The sequence below is a fragment of the Fictibacillus macauensis ZFHKF-1 genome, assembly GCF_000269865.1.
GTDB lineage: Bacteria > Bacillota > Bacilli > Bacillales > Fictibacillaceae > Fictibacillus_C > Fictibacillus_C macauensis.
The window spans coordinates 95,267-115,300 of record NZ_AKKV01000042.1 but is presented as its reverse complement, the minus strand read 5'-3'; the positions used below and the strand labels follow the sequence as shown (position 1 = coordinate 115,300).

General features: G+C 36.2%; 22 protein-coding genes. 6 read left to right on the top strand and 16 right to left on the bottom strand.

Going from position 1 to position 20,034, the window contains the following annotated elements; translation table 11 throughout:
* Positions 1–68 precede the first annotated feature (68 nt).
* Positions 69–779: an SH3 domain-containing protein gene (locus A374_RS18105; protein WP_007203701.1), complete on the bottom strand. Its 711-nt coding sequence runs from the start codon at positions 777–779 to the stop codon at positions 69–71.
* A 116-nt stretch (positions 780–895) separates the two neighbouring features.
* Here A374_RS18105 and A374_RS18100 point away from each other — a divergent pair, with 116 nt between their 5' ends.
* Together A374_RS18100 and A374_RS18095 are read left to right on the top strand one after the other, a co-directional pair.
* Positions 896–1,459, top strand: a complete 564-nt coding sequence (locus A374_RS18100) for a DUF2238 domain-containing protein (RefSeq protein WP_007203700.1) — start codon at positions 896–898, stop codon at positions 1,457–1,459.
* Positions 1,460–1,596: 137 nt separating this feature from the next.
* Positions 1,597–1,971 carry a hypothetical protein gene (locus A374_RS18095; RefSeq protein WP_007203699.1) on the top strand — a complete coding sequence of 125 codons (375 nt, stop codon included), beginning with the start codon at positions 1,597–1,599 and terminating at the stop codon, positions 1,969–1,971.
* 150 nt (positions 1,972–2,121) lie between these two features.
* Here A374_RS18095 and A374_RS18090 read toward each other — a convergent pair whose 3' ends face one another.
* The 3 genes from A374_RS18090 to A374_RS18080 form a co-directional block, all read right to left on the bottom strand.
* Entirely contained in the window at positions 2,122–2,394 is a 273-nt protein-coding gene (locus A374_RS18090) for a hypothetical protein (RefSeq protein WP_007203698.1), read from the bottom strand.
* Between the two features lie 129 nt (positions 2,395–2,523).
* Positions 2,524–2,793 (bottom strand): hypothetical protein, encoded by a 270-nt coding sequence (locus A374_RS18085; RefSeq protein ID WP_007203697.1) that lies wholly within the window; start codon positions 2,791–2,793, stop codon positions 2,524–2,526.
* Between the two features lie 79 nt (positions 2,794–2,872).
* Positions 2,873–3,676, bottom strand: coding sequence for a hypothetical protein (locus tag A374_RS18080; RefSeq protein WP_007203696.1), 804 nt, complete (start codon positions 3,674–3,676; stop codon positions 2,873–2,875).
* Between the two features lie 264 nt (positions 3,677–3,940).
* Here A374_RS18080 and A374_RS18075 point away from each other — a divergent pair, with 264 nt between their 5' ends.
* Entirely contained in the window at positions 3,941–4,396 is a 456-nt protein-coding gene (locus tag A374_RS18075) for a hypothetical protein (RefSeq protein WP_007203695.1), read from the top strand.
* A 46-nt stretch (positions 4,397–4,442) separates the two neighbouring features.
* Here A374_RS18075 and A374_RS18070 read toward each other — a convergent pair whose 3' ends face one another.
* Positions 4,443–4,880: a YrvL family regulatory protein gene (locus tag A374_RS18070; RefSeq protein WP_007203694.1), complete on the bottom strand. Its 438-nt coding sequence runs from the start codon at positions 4,878–4,880 to the stop codon at positions 4,443–4,445.
* A gap of 61 nt (positions 4,881–4,941) precedes the next feature.
* Entirely contained in the window at positions 4,942–5,484 is a 543-nt protein-coding gene (locus A374_RS18065) for a DUF4865 family protein (protein WP_007203693.1), read from the bottom strand.
* Positions 5,485–5,602: 118 nt separating this feature from the next.
* On the opposite strand from A374_RS18065, the gene A374_RS18060 reads away from it, so the two are divergent.
* Both A374_RS18060 and A374_RS18055 read left to right on the top strand, forming a co-directional pair.
* Entirely contained in the window at positions 5,603–6,412 is an 810-nt protein-coding gene (locus tag A374_RS18060) for a LysR family transcriptional regulator (RefSeq protein ID WP_007203692.1), read from the top strand.
* Positions 6,413–6,510: 98 nt separating this feature from the next.
* Entirely contained in the window at positions 6,511–7,338 is an 828-nt protein-coding gene (locus tag A374_RS18055) for a hypothetical protein (RefSeq protein WP_040340720.1), read from the top strand.
* A gap of 50 nt (positions 7,339–7,388) precedes the next feature.
* On the opposite strand, the gene A374_RS18050 is transcribed toward A374_RS18055, so the two are convergent.
* From A374_RS18050 to A374_RS18015, 8 genes are all read right to left on the bottom strand, one after another.
* Complete coding sequence (locus A374_RS18050) at positions 7,389–8,675, bottom strand: flippase (RefSeq protein WP_007203691.1); 1,287 nt, start codon at positions 8,673–8,675, stop codon at positions 7,389–7,391.
* The gene (locus tag A374_RS18045) at positions 8,669–9,835 is read right to left on the bottom strand and encodes a glycosyltransferase family protein (RefSeq protein WP_007203690.1); all 1,167 of its coding nucleotides are present in this window, start codon (positions 9,833–9,835) and stop codon (positions 8,669–8,671) included. Before A374_RS18045 ends, A374_RS18050 begins: the two co-directional genes overlap by 7 nt.
* 5 nt (positions 9,836–9,840) lie before the next feature.
* Positions 9,841–11,016 carry a hypothetical protein gene (locus A374_RS18040; protein WP_007203689.1) on the bottom strand — a complete coding sequence of 392 codons (1,176 nt, stop codon included), beginning with the start codon at positions 11,014–11,016 and terminating at the stop codon, positions 9,841–9,843.
* Positions 11,009–12,118, bottom strand: coding sequence for a glycosyltransferase family 1 protein (locus A374_RS18035; protein WP_007203688.1), 1,110 nt, complete (start codon positions 12,116–12,118; stop codon positions 11,009–11,011). The genes A374_RS18040 and A374_RS18035 overlap by 8 nt, the downstream gene beginning before the upstream one ends.
* On the bottom strand, positions 12,115–13,203 hold the full coding sequence (locus tag A374_RS18030; protein ID WP_007203687.1) for a glycosyltransferase family 4 protein: 1,089 nt from the start codon (positions 13,201–13,203) through the stop codon (positions 12,115–12,117). The genes A374_RS18035 and A374_RS18030 overlap by 4 nt, the downstream gene beginning before the upstream one ends.
* 74 nt (positions 13,204–13,277) lie before the next feature.
* The gene (locus A374_RS18025; RefSeq protein WP_007203686.1) at positions 13,278–15,122 is read right to left on the bottom strand and encodes a polysaccharide biosynthesis protein; all 1,845 of its coding nucleotides are present in this window, start codon (positions 15,120–15,122) and stop codon (positions 13,278–13,280) included.
* Between the two features lie 183 nt (positions 15,123–15,305).
* Positions 15,306–16,007: a CpsD/CapB family tyrosine-protein kinase gene (locus tag A374_RS18020; protein ID WP_007203685.1), complete on the bottom strand. Its 702-nt coding sequence runs from the start codon at positions 16,005–16,007 to the stop codon at positions 15,306–15,308.
* A gap of 15 nt (positions 16,008–16,022) precedes the next feature.
* Positions 16,023–16,736: a YveK family protein gene (locus A374_RS18015; RefSeq protein ID WP_007203684.1), complete on the bottom strand. Its 714-nt coding sequence runs from the start codon at positions 16,734–16,736 to the stop codon at positions 16,023–16,025.
* A gap of 545 nt (positions 16,737–17,281) precedes the next feature.
* Here A374_RS18015 and A374_RS20765 point away from each other — a divergent pair.
* The gene (locus A374_RS20765) at positions 17,282–17,539 is read left to right on the top strand and encodes a hypothetical protein (protein ID WP_007203683.1); all 258 of its coding nucleotides are present in this window, start codon (positions 17,282–17,284) and stop codon (positions 17,537–17,539) included.
* 61 nt (positions 17,540–17,600) lie between these two features.
* Here the strand turns inward: A374_RS20765 and A374_RS18010 are convergent, their stop codons facing one another.
* A complete protein-coding gene (locus A374_RS18010) occupies positions 17,601–18,740 on the bottom strand; it encodes a hypothetical protein (RefSeq protein ID WP_007203682.1) in 1,140 nt (379 codons plus the stop codon).
* Between the two features lie 147 nt (positions 18,741–18,887).
* Positions 18,888–20,021: a hypothetical protein gene (locus A374_RS18005; RefSeq protein WP_007203681.1), complete on the bottom strand. Its 1,134-nt coding sequence runs from the start codon at positions 20,019–20,021 to the stop codon at positions 18,888–18,890.
* Between the last annotated feature and the right edge of the window lie 13 nt (positions 20,022–20,034).

Sequence of the window (20,034 nt, the reverse complement as noted above, 5' to 3'; positions counted from 1 at the left end):
TCAGAGGCGCTAGGGCACTTTTTTTCGCAGTAAAACAGTGCGGCACACGTACCGCACTGCGCTCATCCTTACCAGCGATAATGGTACACCTTCCATTGGTCGCCATATAATTTTAAGTATAAGCTTTGATGCGAGTTGTACATATCGTTGATTTTATGTTGATAGATTTTCAAATAGTGTTGGTTGTTTTTCATATAGCTCGTAATCACCGGCTTGGAGGTCGCTTCTTTTCCGCTCCAATCGAAATCCCAAATGGCGTAATACGGAAAGTCTGTGCCGCGCCACGTATAGAGCTTCTCTCCATAGCGATTCTTCTCGAAGGAATCCATATCATAGTGTATGAGTTTGTTAATGTACGCGCTAGTGAAGGCAGGAGCTAGTTTGCGGTGAATGGTAGCGACCGTATAGCTATGCGTGCTTGAAATTTTCTTTTGATAAGCTACCGCCCGTTGACCAATTTCTTTTGCTTTCGTAAAGCTCATAGGGGTGTAAAAGCGAATAAATTCAGCCGATACGTAGCCTGTACCACCTCTCCAGGAAATAGCGAGCCACGCTTTCTTAGGTGAAGACGTGACACTTACTTTTTGTTGATCACTCAGCGCGCCAATAATGTCATACGTTTTCCCTGGACCGCTTCTGACATTCAGCGTGCCAGCGTCAAGATCCACATAGCCTGTACGCACGGAGGCGGCTTGTGCTTTTCCGTTTGGAAAGAAAGCCGCCATAATAACAATGGCTGCTAACAAAACGAATAGCCATTTGGAAAGAAATAATTTCATCAATAAACTCCTCTCTTGTGGACAACCTGCATTAAGCTTATGCGCCTTATGACCTAGTTATGAATAGAATCTCTTGGCTATACTAAAGCTATTATGAAGAAGAAAGAGAGTTCAAGATGAAACGAAATCTACTGCTTTGGCTTAGTGGCCTTTATAGTTTTACAATGCTATGTTTGTTCATTTATTATATCGCGTTAGGACAAACGTCACACTGGACAGTGGCACTTGGAGGCGCCATCGTAAGTGCGTTACCATTGCTTTTTCTAAAAGCAGATCATCTGCCTTTTTCCTCGTTTTTAATAGTTGGCTATTATATATTATTACTAAGTACGATTGGACTTGGCACGTTAGCGCGTTGGTACTATCACTATTCTTGGTGGGATACGTCACTGCACGTATATGGAGGTTTTTTTACTGTATTTCTAGCGGCAGCTCTGTATGATTGGTTGCTACAAGGAACAGCGCAAGCAAAGCGCATGCGCTGGGTACGGCGTAGTTACGTGCTGGCAATTTCCGTAGCCATCACCGTTATATGGGAAGTGTATGAGTTTCTTGGTGATCTCACCATTACGCATACGATGCAGCGCGGCGGCAATAAAGATACGATGGAAGATGTGATTGCTGGCGTATGTGGAGCGCTCGTTGCGTTATGTTTCGAGTGGCGCGCACGACGTAACTAAGTGCTTACTAGGGTTTTTCCAATAGAATCCCTGTTATCACTGCCCATTTACCTAATGACAAGGCAGTGTATTTCCTTATATACTTAAATAATAGAAATACTTTTTCATATTACTTTTATACAAAAAGGAGCATCCAGATGAAAGCCTTCTCAAATCTTATTATTATACTCATTACCTTAGCTATTTTAGAATTAACGAAAACGATAGATATTGGCGGCAACATCATTTTTACCGAAGGCGCTCGAATTGTAGCTAGCCTACTGATTGTCTTCATATACTTACGCATTGTGGCTAGCTTTACGAAGAAAGCTGCCGAAACTGAAAAAATGGAAGATGCCACAATCTTCATCTTACCAATCTTCTGTTTATACGCGGCCTATCAAGTCCTGTATATGGAAATGCCTACACTCGGTAACGAGATCGTCACCATCATTATTCGCGCCATCATTTGTGCTGTCGTCTATGTGGTCATCTATCAAGTTACGAAACGCTTTGGAAAAAAAGCAGCGTAAGAAAAAGAACGCACGTTAGTAAGGAGCTTCCTTACTTGCGTGCGTTCTTTTCTTTCACCACTCCTCAGCGCTCAATTGTTCACTAAGTATGATATTCTTTTTGTATACCATAGTTAACTCCTGACTGACCTTAAAATCTTCTAATCTTCTTTATTTAGAGAAGTTTTCAAATTCCATTGGCATGAATCCATAATTATATGGCTCTTCCATCCACTCAATTTTAGTTAACTGGAATAGAGAATAGGTGGTTTTCCCAACGGTTAAGAACCCATTTATTTTCACATTGTCTTCTTGTAAGTCCATCCATAATCTTTGTGAGTAATCTACTGGCAAATCTACCTTCTCTTTATTGGAAAAGTGGAGCCTAGCTGTTCTGCTCACTGAGACTGGTTCTAAATTTGGAATCAATTGTTCTTTTTCCATAAATACCTCCATATGTGGATTTAAGTACTCAAAGATCATATGAAGGTTTTAAGAAGAGCATACCAAATAAATTTGGAATATTAAACAAATTGTTGTAAACAGCACACAAATGACTGATCTTTTCTATCGTTACCGATTCAAAGTCTGGGCGTTATGCTTTCTTACAGAGAAAAAAGCCACAAGCGATAATACGAGTACAGGAACCGCAAAAAGCAAGTAGGCCGCACCTTCAAACCCTCTTACAATAAAATAGCCATACGAAAAAGCAAGAATAAAAGCAACCATTCCTATGATACTTGGCACTTTACTCATCGTGCTGCGCTTCTTGTGTAACCGTGCTGTAATCGCTAAGATGATGATTCCAATGATCAGGCCAATGCCTGCTGGAAGTAACATCATATGACACCCTCCTAAGGAATTAAATGTGATTATTATCCATTATACAATAACTATGTATGATTAGGTGAAACTATTCGAGCTACAATCGCTGATACACGTAGGAAACAGGATAGCCTTTAAACTGCTTGCGCCATGCTTGTATCGCTTTCGGTAAGCGATCGCTATAGCTTTTGTTATTCGTAATATACAGTACTTTTTTGCCATCGATAATCGTTGCGCCATAAAGCTTGCCTGCACTGTCTTTCATAATAACGCCTTCCATCGTTCCATATAAGCCACGTACAGCCCCAGAAAGAACGTCTGCTTGGAGGGTTTCATCGTACGAGTCAGACACAAGTTGAAAATTTGCTGCGAGGGTCTCGTACTTTTTGCCGAATAATGTCTTGAATTGCTCATCTACCGACGCTGTAATCCACTGTCCCTTGCCTACTAACGTTTTTGATTCCTCGTTCTCTTTCTCTTTTCCTTGTGAATAGGTGCCTTCAAAACTCGTCCCTTCTCCACCTACTTCACTACAAGCGTCATTTGCCGTTACATTTAATACTGCACCATTTCGCTTTACTGTTAAGATACATCCGGTATCAAATTCTGCTTCTTTTACAGTTGCTTCGTTTCCTCTAATTGACCCTGTTCCTTTCAAATAGCCGAGGTGTGCACCGTTTGTAACTTCGAACGTCGCTTGAAAGCTGTTCGCTTTTTCTTTTGTAATCGTTACACTACCACCATCATACGCGCCTGAACGCTTCCATTCGCCCGACCATTTTTGCTGAACGTCTGTATCGTGTGAAACAGGTTTTACCGTCGTTGTGTGCTGAGCACTTGATTCTCCACAGCCAGCTAACACAAAACTAAGTAATACACATAAAATACACCATTTTTTCATAACCCCCCCATCCTCCTTAAGTCTATATTATTGTAACATTCTTCCTTAAAATAGATATATTTATCTAGTTTCTTTATATTTATTTACCGCCTTTTTTCACAAATGCAAACTGGCCAAAAGACCTAAAAAAAAACAAAATAATGAGAATGACACTCTTTTGATGAGTTGTAAAAGACCCGCCTTTCGACCAATTGAAATCCACACTAGAACACGTAATATAAAAGAGGTAATAACTAGAAAAAAAGAGAAAAAGGGGATTTTTTTATGTTAAAGAAAACATCTGTACTTGCATTATCTGGACTATTACTTACCGGATCACTTCTGCCTTCACTAACCCATGCAGCATCGTCTACCATCACAACTAAAGCAAAAGAGCAAGCAGAGCTTAATAAGGTTATTAAACAAGAAAAAGTAAGTAAGCATGCGCTTGATACATACAAAAAACAAGCACAAGCCGCTATGAAAACTAAAAAAATACATGCTGCTTGGAAAGTAACAGCCGTACGTAAAGCAGTAAAATTTGTTGTTACGCACCGCAATCTCATTCCAATTAAAGCTGTACGAAACGCTGTAGAAAAGTATGGCGGTAAAATGGTAAAAGCAGTGGATACAATCGAAGTGTATTCATGGTGGGGCTTAACACATGCATTTATGAAAGTAGGTATTCCGGAAAAAGTAGCCGATATGCTTGCAGATTTTATCGTGAAGTTCTTTCTATAGCATTGAAAAACCGGAAGTAATGATCAACACCTCTTCCGGTTTCTCTTTATGACTGACGGTGTTTTTTTACTTCCTCATCCAACTCTTCAATGGTTTTATCCTCTGAATCATTAATAAGCCAACCAATAAGCGCACTAATAAGTGCAAACAAAAAGCCGCCGAATACGGAAATCGACACCTTATCCATCATTAAATCGACGAGACCAATCAGTAACCACGCACTACTTAGATTGAGAAGAAAGGTCACCATTCCATTACTTGTCTTTAGAATCCCTGCTGTTGTTAGTGCTCGCGAAATAATCGTTACGAATAAAGTTATAGGCATTTCTATAAAAGAGTAGAGAAAGATAAATAGCACTAGTGCCCCAACAGAGTCATACTGCAATCCGAATAAATGGAGGAAAATAAAATCCATAAAGAAAAGAACGGCAAGGATGAGTCCAATTATTGCCACAACAATTGCAATTCCAATACCCTTTTTCATAAAATCCCTCCTCCCCGTTATTTTACCGAAGTTACATTTGCTTGCCTAGCTGTCCAAAGCCCTACTTGCTGGCTCCCCGCGAAAGATGAAGCATTTCATAAACCGTTCGCCCTGGAACACCCTGCTCACTCGGTTTCTCCTTCATAAACTCATAGCAATCGTACCGCCAACTCGTTGGATTATACAGCACCACCTTACCGAGCTCATTTGTTTTTGCAGACGGCAAGGAGGGATTCCTTAACGAAGCAGATGGCTTTAGCTTCCCTCCGTTATGAACGATATAAAGATGATGAGGCATGTCTGCTGGTATTTGTACATCATACGGAATACTAACCGCAACAGATTGCCAGCCAAAACTCGTAACAATTTGATCATAATAGCCTTGAAATAAGAACGTATTCATCCCATCCGGATCATTCCATAAATAAAGCGGGGCATAACCATTATGAGAATTACCGAAGCGATTTTTCTCACACATCAAATAGGCCTTCATTTCTAAACCATCAAAGAAATCGGTTTTTGCTCCATTTTCAGCAACGCGATTGCGTATGTGAGACATGTCATAATTCGTTGGAAATGGTATGCTATAGTGCATTGAAATCATTTCATCAGCTCCTTAAGTAAGTACCTACTTAGGATAAAGTGAACGCCACGCACTGTAAAAGAGGTAGTAATGATACGCACCATCAGGAAAACTGATGGCTAAAAAGAAGGGAATACTCATGGACTTTACTGATTTATGGATTTTTCGAACAGTAGCAGAAACGGGGTCAATGACGAAAGCTGCCGAACAGCTTGGCTATGTCCAACCGCACGTATCTGCTCGCATCCAGCAGCTAGAACACGAACTGCATGCACCGCTTCTGCAGCGTAGCAATAAAGGGACAACGCTGTTGCCAAAAGGGGTCATCTTGCTGCGTTATACCGAACAGATTTTCTCCTTACTACAACAGGCGAAGCAAGAGCTTCAAGAAACAACACCACCGTTGCGCTTGGCCACAACCCAAGCCATTGTAATGAGTGAGCTAAAGGACCGCCTTCTACACACACTCGATCCATGTCAATGTTCCATTGAGAAGCGACAGGCGCTTTTACCTCAACTACTCGCTCGCGAAGTAGATGTAATCATTACGTATGAGGCGTTGGAACATCCGGCGATTACGCAACTGCACAGCACCGTCATAGATATAGGATTGGTACAAAAAAAGGGCGTAACATGCCCTGATTTAGCCAATACGCGCTTTTTCGTCAGCCAGGATCCACACTGTCCTTTTCGACAGCATACAGAAGCATTTTTGCAGCATCATCAGCTATCATTAGCACAAGTACATCCGGTAGATTCATACGCTGTCATCGAAAGCTACATTCAAAAAGAACAGGGGCTTGCCTTTTTACCGCTTGCAAGTGAAACACTAGAACTCGTCCCTACTGAGCAAGCCTATCCGCTAACGCTCTATTACTATAGCTTGCAAGCAGCATCGCTCATCGTACCAGAGCATTTACTCTTACTAGATGACACCAAGTATTACTAAGAAATATAGAATAGTCCGTAAAAATAGGCGTTAGGACACGTTTTCTCTGCTCTCTTATTCGTTATAATTAGGTTCATAATGGAATAGGAGGAAAAACCATGAAAAAGAGACTTTCACTATGTATTCCTGCCGTTGCTCTTACACTAGCAGCTGTAAGTCCTGTTGCTGAAGCAACCGCTCCCAACACAAACAACGAATGGGTACCACAAGCAAGCAACGCCGCTCTTGCAGAACAAAGCGAATCACAAGCCATGACAATGATGGCCGCTACTAAAAGCAAGCAGCGTACCAATGCCGTTTCCTACGCTACAAAACTATCATTTAATCCAAAAAAACATACCATCACTACCTACTTCACCATTAAAAAAATAACAGGCAAAGCACCACAAAAGTTTTACTTTAACCTTAACCTACGCACAAGCACAAAGAAAAACGGTAAAACCAAATCCTTTGCCACGATGAAAGACTCTTTAACAACGAAAGAAATTAAAGCAAAAAGAACCATTACACGTACATACAAAGTCAAATCAACAAAATTCTGGCGCTATCGTCTCGTCACAAAAAGCTACTGGTCACGTTATGCTAGCACCCCATCTCGCACAACCTGGTCTGCTAGCGTCCTTGCCAACAAAAAAGCACAACCCTACCCTATTTTCTATAACCGTTACACAAAAGAAAAAATGAGCGTGCCAAACTCAGCTTCCTACAAAAAACTAGCAAAGAAAAAGCAAATCAAACCCGGCAACTACCGCAATAACTTCATCAAATACCACGATCGCAAATTCGGTCGCGCCAATTGGAAAGGCGTTAGCGTCTTCCACATGTTGCCCCTCGCATACGGCGGCAATAACCATATGAATAACCTATACGCCCTACCGACAGGCCTTTATAAGACACATGTGGCTAGTTGGTGGAAGGGGTATTAAATACTAAAAGACCCCAGGAACTGTAGAATTACTACAGGGCCTGGGGGTTTTTAAAACACCTTAGAACTTCTATGAGCGAACAAATGTTTTATTTTCAATTTTTTCAATTGAAAAGCTAGAGCTATTGTTAAAACAATTTCAGAAATTAACGAGGCAAATGCGACACCATAAACACCTAAATAATAACCTAAAACAATATTGCTTATAAAAACACTTATCATGCTAAGCTGAAAAGCCACACTATATTCCTTTTGATAACCACTTGCAACCAATATTTGAATTCCTAATAAATTATTTAATATACTGAAAATCAACCATCCTGTTAATGGAAATAAAAGATAAGAATACGGTATATATTCTGCACCATAAATAATATTGACAATATAATTAGAGAAAATTACAAGTATGACACCTATAATAGAGACAGTAGGTATAATTATTTTTATTATTTTTTTTACTGAATCCAGACCTTTTGAAATTTCAATAGCAAAATTACTACTCATATATGGGTACATAGCTTGACCTACCGGAGAATATAACATCACAATCAAAAATGGTATTTTTTGCATAGCGGAGTACACTCCTACTAAGTGATCACTTGATGTAATACCTAATACAATAACTCCCAAAGTACTAAATAATTTCGTCATCGCCGAAGTAGTAAAAGTATACCATCCCTCTTTAAGTTCGGCATATACTTCACTGAAAGAAACACTAACAAATTTAATGCTCATTTTGTATTTAACAAACAACACACTAAACAGTCCATTAAGAAAAAAAGTTAATCCATATAAAGAGCAATATAAGTAAATATCACCACTACTCTTTACTAATAAAAAAATTAATACGACTGAAATAGAGCGAGAAATTAAATTTACAATGGTTATGTATTTCATTTCTTGCAAGCCTTGAAAAAGCCATGTTTGTTGAAAAACAGATCCAACAACAAGGGAAAATAGCACTCCAACACAAATTAATTGGTTCTTTTCCATGCCCATAGTAATACAAAGAATCATTAAAAAAACTAAAGATACTGCACACAGAAACACCTTAGAAATTGTAATAGTAGAAAATATCTTGGAATGAACACTTTTTTGACTTGTTAGAGCTACTTTTCTAGACCCTGACAAATTAAATCCATATTCAACTATAACCTGAATATAGGTTACTACTGTTAATGAGAATGAGAATACCCCATATTGAGAACTCCCAAGCACTCTAGTTATGTAAGGTAAAGTTATAAGCGGTAGAATGGTATTGAAAAATTGTAACAAGTACAACCACGCACCATTTACAAATAGTTTGTTACTTGTAACTTTTTTTATCCTATTTAACAATGACCTTCCTTCCTCTCATCTACCTCAATTAATTTTAGCTTGGATATCTGACTAGAGTACATTAGCTCATTATTACATATTTTTTCAATTTTTTTATAGAAGTTTACAATATCATTCTGCCTATTTAAAATATTTTTTAAATTCAATTCCGGTTTCTCAACATCTAAAAATTCTACATTATTTTCTTTTAATATTCTAAACGGTTCAGGAATTGAATTATGAATTGCTAGTATTAGACCTGCATTTAAATAATCTGAAAATTTGTTAGGAAAAGCAACTTTATTAGTAGTGTTATAGTCTCTCAACAAAAATCCTACATCACATGCACATAAATATTTAAAGTATTCATCAAAATTTAAAAACTTAACAATAAAATTCTCTTTAGGAAAACTTTGTTTAACTAACTCTAAAAAAGGTTCATCTACGTTACAAAAAAACGCAAAAAACACATTATCATATTTACTATCATATTCTTTAAAAAGCTTAATAATTTCATCTATTTTTTGCCAGGGCATTCTATAACCACTAAAAGCAAAAACTACTGTATTATCATTTACTCCTAATATTCTTCTTGTTTCAACCCTCCAATTTATTCTTTCCTCAGTTGTTAAGACTTCATTTATTCCACATCTTATTTTATAAGTTATAAAATCATTTTTGTTTGAAATTTTTTTACAGTATTGCTCCATCTCATCAGATACTACAAATGCTCCATCTGTTTTTTCTAATGACCTCTTAAATATTCTTTTTTTCACTAAATACTTAATGTAATTTTTAAAATAATTACGTGGATTTGAATATTCTATGCCCTCCTCTAATGCCCCTTGAACATCTAGCAATAATTTACTTTTTATTTTCATTTCTCCTAAAGTCATTTTAACTATGTTTATATATGAATAAGCCCCTATACCATAGAAAATAACTTTAATTGGCTTATTATCCAAAATGAATTTTTGAATAAAAGTACTATCCTCATTTACAACAAATTCTATTCCTTTGATTGAATGATTTATCTGTTGTTCATACCTTCTTTTTACAATTACACAAGTTGTTTCGATATTATATTGATTATACATTTCTTGTGCTCTTCTAGTAATTAGTACAACATTTCCGGATTGTAATGACATATCTGCATTTGTAATTATTAATATTTTCTCCACGTATTTTAACCTCCTGCCCTAACAACTAATCTTTTTGAGTACTCAAAACTCATAGATCTTGTATAGGAAAATGTATAAATCCATATCAATAAGTACAAAAGGTTTCTATTAAACAAAATCTGATCTGAAAAAGAAATGCATATTAATATTATAATTAATACTCTATATTCCCTAGATAGTTGTTTCACTAAAGAAATATTATAAAAAAGCCATATACTTCCGCCTATAACTCCAAAGCTAATTAAAGAATATACATATGCGTTTGCATAGTTATATGCAATGAAACCATGATTCATCGCGAATTCAGCTAACCTGTTTATCCCTATACCGAAAATAAATTCTATATCCGAAAAATTCTTTAGATAATCTAAAGTACCTAAAACTCTTATATTACTAGATAAATTCTCAGAGTCTACCTTATCCCATAAGCTATTATTCAAAGAGGTTGTAATAAAAAAAATAAAAGCAGTGAGAATTAATATAAAAAGTTTCGAAAATATTTTTTTAACACTTTTTATGTAAATATACATTGGTATTATAAAAGCAATAAGTATTCCTGTAGAACTTGTAGACACAAATAATCCAACAAAAAATAAAACAGCTGTGATGTAGTCTTTTTTTATTAAGCTTATAGCAAAAATTGGCCCAATATAAATTGCATAATGAGCTGGTTCATAAAAAAAAGCACTTGGACGTCCCCACTCTATAGATTTAAAACCATCCTCTAATGGTGTTAAAAATGGAAGATTTCCTTTTACAATCACTTGAAATACATGAAAATTAATTGATTGATAAAATAAAAATATAGTAGAAAATATACCCACAAATTTAGAAGATATATAGAGCTTTTCTTTTGAAAGGTTTTCCGGTACACACAAAACAATTGCTAATAGAGTAAATATAAGAATTCCAGCACTATTATTAATAGTATTACCAATATTAGAATATTTAAGTAATCCAACAATAAGATTAATAAAAATTATTAATGACAATACAAAAAATAATTTGATGTTAATTGAAGGTTTAAATTCTCTTGTTATATACTTTAGTAATATAAATAGAAAGATAATAAAATATCCTATATTAACCAAAGGAAGCATTTGATATAAAGAAAGAATAGGGAATAAGGATAAAAATATATAACTTATAGAGTATTTAGAATGTTTTTGTTTTTTATTCATGCTCTATGATTATTCCTGTATATATATTTTGCAATGTCGTACTAGAGCTTTTTATATCGTAGCCCGCCTTTTCTAATTCTAAATGCCTTTGTCTTCTATTGTGATTTGTACCAGTATTTATTGCTTTGATCCAACTTTCTAATTTGCCATCCAAACATACGTATGTTAACAAATCTGTAATTTCAACCTCTTTAGTTACATTATCTGAAACAACACAAGGTAATCCGCTTGCCTGTGCTTCAATTAGAGTAACAGGTAGTCCCTCATATAAGGATGGAAATAAAAGCATATCCATAACTTGTAACAGGTCCGGTATATCATTTCTAACTCCTGTAAAAATAATACGATCACTAATTCCCATCTGCTTTGAACTTTTAATAATTGACTCTTTTAGTTCTCCTTCTCCAACTAATAACAAGACACTATCTAAATTTCTAAAGTAAATCTCTTTAAATAGTTTCAAAAGGAATTTATGATTCTTAGCTTTTGTAAATCTTCCTATGTGTCCAATTACAAATTTCCCTTCTAAATTCAGCTCTCTCTTTTTTTTATTTCTTATTTGTTCAGAGAAAGTGTACTTATTAATATCAATTGCATTCTTTTGTACATAATAATTTTTTTTAAATGTATGCTTTTTTCCGTATAACCATTCACCTGCTACATTTGAACAAGAGAAAAGGTAATCAGCAATAAAACGAATTGGGAATTGCAAAATTTTTTTATAAATTCCCGCTAATCCAAATCCTGAGAAAGTACTATGGCTATGAGCTATAGTTTTTAAACCGTACTTTCGAGCGACTAATAAATATAAGGCTGCAGTACTTCTAACATGTCCATGAATTAGCTTATATTCTGAATGAGTTTTAAAAAAATTTCTCCAGGAATTAATATACTCTATATAGTTTGTACCCCTAAATTTAGGTATAACATGTATTTTACCTCCTAAAGATAGTATTTCATTTGCGTAATCATTCTTTTCCGGATGATGTAAAACAAAATCAAATTGGATTTTACTCCTATCTATCTGACGATAGAGGTTCATAATCATTGTCTCTGCACCACCTTTATTCAACCCACCAAATACATGCAATACTCTAATCATTCTATATCAGCTACCTCCTTTAAATATGAGTTTACAATTATATCTCGATCAAAGAACTTTTGAACTTTTTCTCTACCCTTTAAACCCATATGTTTCCTATTGTTGAGATCAAGCTTTAAGAATAATTCAATTTTCTCAATTAAGTCAGCACTAATTTTTTCTTTTATTAAATATCCATTAACTGTGTCATCGACAATCTCTTTACACCCAGGTCGGTTCGTAGTAATAATAGGTCTACCAGAAGCAGCACTTTCGAGTAATACATTGGACATCCCTTCAGGATAATACGTAGGATGAATAATACAATGAGAGTTTCTATAAAACTCCCTCAAATCGTATTGAAAACCATGATAGATAATTATGGATTTTTGCTCTAATTCTTTTAAAATATTACTATAGTCTTCATCACATGGTCCTACTACATGAAATCTGGTTTGGGGATACTTAACTCTAATTACTTTAGCAGCCTCTAATAATTGCTCAATGCCTTTTTCTTTCATTATTCTAGCTACAAATAGAAAGTTTACAGTTTCACTTTCCGGATATATTTGCGGTGTATAATACTTTAAATTCACTCCCGAGCCAGGAAGTAACGATGTATTTCCATTAACTATTTTATTTGATAAAAAAAACTCTAAATTACTTTCATTCTGAAAAAAAACTTTTTTAGCTTTTTTTAATGCAAATTTATAAAGATTTGTAGTTAAGATTTTTAAAGGCCCTTTGTTTTCTACCGCTGATCCCAAACCTGTGATATTAGCTATGTAAGGTACATTATTAAATCTTGAGGCAAAACCGCCAAATATATTGGGTTTAATTGTGTAGGTTAAAACAACCTCTGGAGAATAATACTTAATGATCTTTCTGTATTCTTTATATAATTTAAAGTCTTCTAATGGATTCGTCCCACGATTATTTAAATGAGTATTTATAACTTTGCATCCTATGCCCGCAAAGAAATCAGTAAATTTTCCATCTGGCATTGAGATAATTACTTCATGATTATTTGTTAAATTTTCTACAAGTTCTCTTCGGAAATTATATAAACCTACATCATTATTAGTTAAAATAAGTATTTTAGCCACTTAATCCCCCTATGTTTTAGAAATACTTATCTTGACTAGAAACTATATATATCATAATCAAGATTTGTACACCTTCAGATAGTCTTTATTACTTTTTCTAAATCTCTACATGCGTAGCTTCTTTTCTCTGGTTTATTAGCCAATTCCAATACATAACTCGCTATTCCTTCTTGCGTGAAATTTGCATAGTTCTCAATAAGTTCACTAATTTTTTTATAATCAAAAACGACTGTTTTACCAATTAATATTTTGGGGAAAATTTCAATTGAGTGAACTTCATCTTCATTAAGCAGCTCTTCATACATTTTTTCCCCTGGTCTAAGTCCTGAATATTTTAATCCAACTTCTTCTAATGTATATCCTGATAATTGAATTAAATTTTTAGCTAATTCTTCAATTTTCACAGGCTCACCCATATCAAGGACAAAGATTTCACCACCACGAGCAAGTGCCCCTGCTTGCAGAACAAGACGGGAAGCTTCTGGAATCGTCATGAAGTAGCGTGTCATATCTGGATGTGTCACAGTGACAGGACCTCCATCTTGAATTTGCTTTTTAAAGAGTGGAATGACACTTCCTCGACTACCAAGCACATTTCCAAAACGAACAGCAACAAAATTTGTATCACTTTGTTTATTTATCTGTTGAATAATCATTTCTGCAATTCGTTTGGTAGAACCCATTACATTTGTAGGATTAACCGCTTTGTCTGAGGAAATAAGCACAAAGGTTGTTACTCCAAATAAATCAGCTACTTCAGCTACATTCTTAGTACCAATAACATTATTTTTTACAGCTTCACGCGGATTGTATTCCATTAGCGGCACATGTTTATGAGCGGCTGCATGATAAATAACATTTGGTAAATGTAAGCTCATAACTTCGTATAACCGGTCTTTATCTTGAACATCCGCAATGATTGGTACAATATCAATTTCACCTTTATACTTTGCACGTAGTTCGATATCAATTTGATAAATAGAATTTTCACCATGTCCGAGTAAAAGAATTTTTTTGGGCTTAAATTTACAAATTTGACGGCAGATTTCCGAACCAATTGATCCCCCAGCTCCAGTTACTAGAACTATTTTGTTGCTGAGCTTCTCCAACAATATTTCTGTATCCAGTTCAACCGGTTCACGACCGAGCAAGTCTTCTACTTGTACATCACGAAATTGATTTACAGAAACTTTTCCTGATGCAATGTCTTCAATCATCGGCATAATTTTTGTATTAGCATTCGTTTTACTACATTCTTGATAAATTTTTTGTATGTCATGCTTATTAAGAGAGGGAATGGCAATTATTATATTTTCTATTTTTAATTTCTCTACAATATCTGGAATCATTTGAGTTCGTCCGTAAACCGTAACACCTAGTATTTGCAAACGTGCTTTTTTAGGGTCATCGTCTACAAATCCAACTGGGAAAAGCTCCGAATCCTTACTTTTCATTAATTGGCGTACAAGCATTGTCCCAGCAGCCCCTGCTCCAACAATTAACGTATTTCGTTTTTGTTGATCTGGTCGGACATAATAATCACGTAATGCTCGCCACGAAAAGCGGAAGCCACCAATTAAAATAATATGTAACATCCAAGTTATTCCGAGAACACGAACATACACATCCCCTATAACACTCCACTGCACAATGCCTGTAACAATAAGAGATAATGTTACTGCTCGAACAATAGCTAACATTTCTCCAACACTTGCATACTCCCATGCTTTTTTATACAATCGATAGCTAAGTGCGAAGACATGATGACTAATTAATAAAGCAACCGAACTAATGGCTACACTTTTCAATGTGTAAAGATCAAGGTATGGATGCAGCGTGAAATATCCGAGGTAGATTGCTAGTAACACAAATAACGAATCTAGTGTCATGAGTGTTGCAACACGTATTTGATAGCCCACTTATTTCCTCCTATATATATATTCTTCACCTTTGCCTCCTTGTATTTGTAGACGACACAACCCCCAAAAACGACGAAAGATATCGAAACAATATAACAACTATAAATTTACATAAAATAAAGTAAACATTCTTTAGAAGAAGCCGATATTATAGTTGAGATAGTATCGACTCAATTAAAGACTTTATTTATAACCATAGCTATAGTACAGCTCATCTCGCTTTACTTCTTTTCCATTTAGTACGACGCCTAAAATGACAGCGCTCGCATTTTCGAGAAGTTCTTTTGCTTTACGAGCTTCTTCGCGTTCGGTTTGACCACTTGTAGCAACAAGTACGACGCCACTACAGCGATTTGCAAGTACTTGAGCGTCAGTCACATAAAGAAGTGGCGGCGAATCAAAGAGTACGTAATCGAATTGTTCAGCGACTTCACTTATTAACGTTTCCATTGCTTTAGAGTTAAGAAGCTCGGATGGATTCGGTGGTGTTGAACCACTCGTCAGCACGAATAAATGCTCGACGTTCGTGTATTGAATCGCATCTTTCAATTCTATTTGTTTCATAAGCACGTTCGTGACACCTTTTAAATTGCTTAATTGAAAGGTATAGTGCACAGTCGGTTTACGAAGATCGCCGTCAATAAGAAGAACACGTTTCCCTTCTTGCGCCATAACGACAGCTAAGTTGGCAACGGTTGTTGACTTCCCTTCTGCTTGTCCGGCTGATGTAACGAGAATCGTTTTATGTGGTACATCAATCGAGGCAAATTGAATATTTGTCCGAATGGCCCGATACCGTTCTGAAATTGGTGATTTTGGATTGTTATGTGCAATTAATGCTCGTTTCCCTAGATTCGTTAAGGATTTTCGAAATTTACGTTTCATCTCTTTCCCTCCTCTTTAGCTAATCTTTTTCCGCAGAGAGTCCTCTTTACTATCTTTTGCACTCATAAGCGGAATGCTTCCGAGTACAGGCAAGTCTAGCCACTCTTCCACTTCCTCTTCTGATTTCACGGTGTTATCAAGATACTCTAGTAAAAATGCTAGACCAACCGCAGCCATTAACCCCACTACAAATCCAATTGCCACATTCATCTTTTTATTAGGCTTTACAGGTATGGCGTCGTCTTTTTCAGTTGCTTGCGACAATATACTAACGTTTTTAATTTTCATAATGGACGGCACGTCTTCTTTAAACACGTCTGCAATCGTATTTGCAATGAGCACGGCGCGCTTCGGGTCGCCATCTTCCACCGTTACATTGAATACTTGTGAATTTTGCTCACTATTAATCGTTAATTTTTTCGTAAGCTCCTCGACTGTCTCGTTCAGCTGCAAGGTCGTGATGACTTTGTTCAAGATCGCCGGGCTCTTAATGATGACGCTGTATGTATTGACGAGCTGTACATTTGTTTGCACTTGGTTATAGTCATACGCCTCTTTCTTACCATCCTGATTGACGAGAATCTGTGTGGAAGATTGATAGACAGGCTTTACAATAAAAAACGAAACGACACCACTTATTACCATCGCACCAATGGCAATCAACACGATCATGAGCATTCGTTTCCGAATCGTACGATACACCTCTTTTAAACTAATCGTTTCCTCCATAAACGCCTCCATGATATAAGTACTATGTATTCTGGCAACAAGAAGTATTATAGCATAGAAATTTGGAATTTCTATACACTTTTTTAGAAAATTTGTTTTACTTCGTCATATTTTGTAAGTTATTGTCCTGCATACACTCTTTAAATAGTTCTTAATTCCTACTATAACTATTTCAATAGTCCTATGTTTTTGCGAAATACAGTTTCCAATTCCCATATACTAGGAATAGACACCTTTCTCCATCATACTACTTTTTCTTTAAAAAGGAAATATATTACTTAAATTAGTAATTATCAGTTTAAAAGTTTGCTAATAAATATTATAAAGGTCATAGGAACTCTGCTTTAATTCATCTTTATTAACTCATATCACATCATTAGTCCTATATAAAAAGACACCCGTAATAGAGTGTCCTTTCTAATCGAGTATAATGACATGTTTTCCTTGTTTTAAAGAAAAATGGAATGGGTACATAACAAGTAATAAAATTACAACTAAGTAAATAAATGTTTTTATTTAGTTGTAAGCGAAAGGTTGTGTCCATCATGCCCCGCCCCATTCTTACTTCAAAAGCATTTTTACTGAATCTGTTAGCGTATATGAGCATCTTCGTTCTGCTAGCCGTTTATTTTAGAGGGGATGTTTTGCATACCGCTATACTACTAATGGTTGCGATCATCAGCTGTTATTGTCAGCTTTATTTGGAGCAAGTGCGTACCTATCATGTCGATTCTAGAGAAAAAGAGCAACCTGTAAATGCTGTATTGTCGATTATTGTAGTCATGGTGATTATCTATACGTAAAGCAGCGAACACCTAAAAAACCCCAACTTTCGTTCGTTCTCTGAAAGTTGGGGTTTTCGTATTAGTCATAACGATACATATGCATATCAACAAGATCTTTGTTGCTGTGATCTGGACTTGTAAAGGCTGCGCCGTATGGCATTCTTTCTAACGGCTCATAAAAACCTGTTTCTGTCGACTTGTCTGGAAGCATCGTCTTTCCTACGATCTTGTTATTTTTCATCTTGTACATCACACGTGAAAAATCCCAACCATCTAAGCCATATAACGTATCGTGACCTTTCGTATTAAACACTTTAAAATCTGTTAGCTTTCCTGTTCCTTTTTTGCCTAATGCAAAGGAAGAGGAGACTACTTTCTTCCCTGATGTGTTATACCATTCATAGTGGTACGCTTTTTTCTTTGATTGTGTATCGCTCCAGCCGATGAACAGTTCATTTTTTGAGTTAAAGAATGTGCTCTCGCCTTTTGCTAGTGTAAAGTTCTTAAGCAACGTTCCTTTTGGTGAGTACAGTTGATGTAAGAACTTACCTTTCTTAGGGTATTTCATATCTACATACAGATGGCCATCGTCAGAAAACGTAACATACTGAGGTAAATAGTTATACTTTGTTTTGAATGAATAGAGCTTTTTTGCTCCCTTAATGACACTGTATGTTTGATCTTTTAGGGTAACTAACGCATAGCCATTCGGACCAAAGTAGGCGGCTTGACCATTAAGCTTCCACGTTCTTAGTACTTTTCCTGTTTTATAATCCAATTGCGATAAGGACTTATGCTCTTTCGCATCTTGATGTGAAACGTATAGATAGCCACCCTTTGTTGATTTCACATTAGAAATATGCGTATTTTTCATTTCCTTGCTCCACAGTAATTTACCTGTCGTGGAATAGGCATGCAAACGCTCTGTTTTGTTTTCTTTCCCATCGACGATGTACATACCGCCGCGCGGACCAAGTGTGCTCACATCACGATGATTAACTTTCACGCTATACTTTTGCTTCCCGCTATAATCATATAAGTTAAAGTGATCCTTCGTGCGAACCCCAACATACTTTTCTGTCAAATCAACATTATAGTACGATTCCTGATGAGTAAGCTTACCTGTTTCTTTCACAGCATGTGGAAGTGTAGCAGCGCTTGCTTCAAGCGGTGCCGCTACCACGACAGCTGTCGATAGTCCTAAAAGCCATTTTTTCATTTCCTCAATCTCCTTTACATGAATTTATTTGGAAACCTTTACCCATTATATACAGATTCGAAACCTACAAAATAGGGACTATGTAATGATTTTGGACATTAAAAAACTCAACTTCCGATTGTATCTTTGAAAGTTGAGTGGATTGTTTTACTTATAGCGGTAGAGGTGTAGATCTACTTTATCTTTAGAAGCGACATTGGTATCTAGAAATGAAGCGCCATATGGTACACTTTCTAGCGGTTCATAGTGAGCTGCTTCCATCATCACGCTCGGTAATTTTGTTTTGCCTATGATTTTGTTGTTACGCATTTTGTACATTACTTGCTTATTGTTTGTCACGTGATAGCCATACAATGTGTGACGGTTGGGTGCATGTAGCACGTGAAATGATTGTCCTTTTCCTTTTTTTCCAAGGGATAACGAAAAAGATTTCACGTGTTTGCCCGCTCGATCGTACCAATCATAATAATAGTTTTTCCCCTTTACACGCGAATCTTGGTAACCAATGAATAATTCGTTTTTATCGTTAAAGAAGATGGAGTTATAATTGGCTAATTTGAATGTTTTTAGCAGCTTGCCTTTTGGTGAATACAACTGTTCTAAAAGACCGCCTGTTTTTTCATTGTTACCATGCATATAGAGATGTCCATCATTTGATAGTGTAGCATATTCTATCGAAATAGCATGTTTCGTTTTAATGGTATATAGCTTTTTAGATCCTTTAATGACCGCAAATGATTGATTACTTAGCGGCAGTAGTGCGTGGCCGTTTTGACCAAAGTACACGTTCGGCTGATTTCCCTTCCACTTAGCAAGTACCTTTCCTGTTTTAGGGGCAAGCCGTGCTAACGTATAGCGCTTTTTCTCTTTATTTTGATAGGAAACGTACAAATACCCATCTTTTGTTGATTTGATTTCGGTAACGATTGTATTTTTCATCGTTTTGCTCCACAACAGCTTGCCTTTTGTAGAATAGGAGCGCAGGCGATTTAATTTCCCAGGTTTCCCATCCACTATGTAAAGACCACCACGTGGACCGAGTGTACTTACCGATCCTTTTACTTTTAGACGATAACGTTGTTTCCCACCTTGATCATAAAGCGTATACTGATTCATTCCACGAACGCCCACGTACTGATTCGTTCGATTCACATCGGCATACGCATCCTGGTGCTGAAGGGTAAACATTTTAGTTGCTGCAGCGGGAAGTGTAGCAGCATTGGCTTCAAAAGGGACACTTAAGATGGCAGCTGTTGATAAACCAATTAACCATTTTTTCATAGTTCCACTCTCC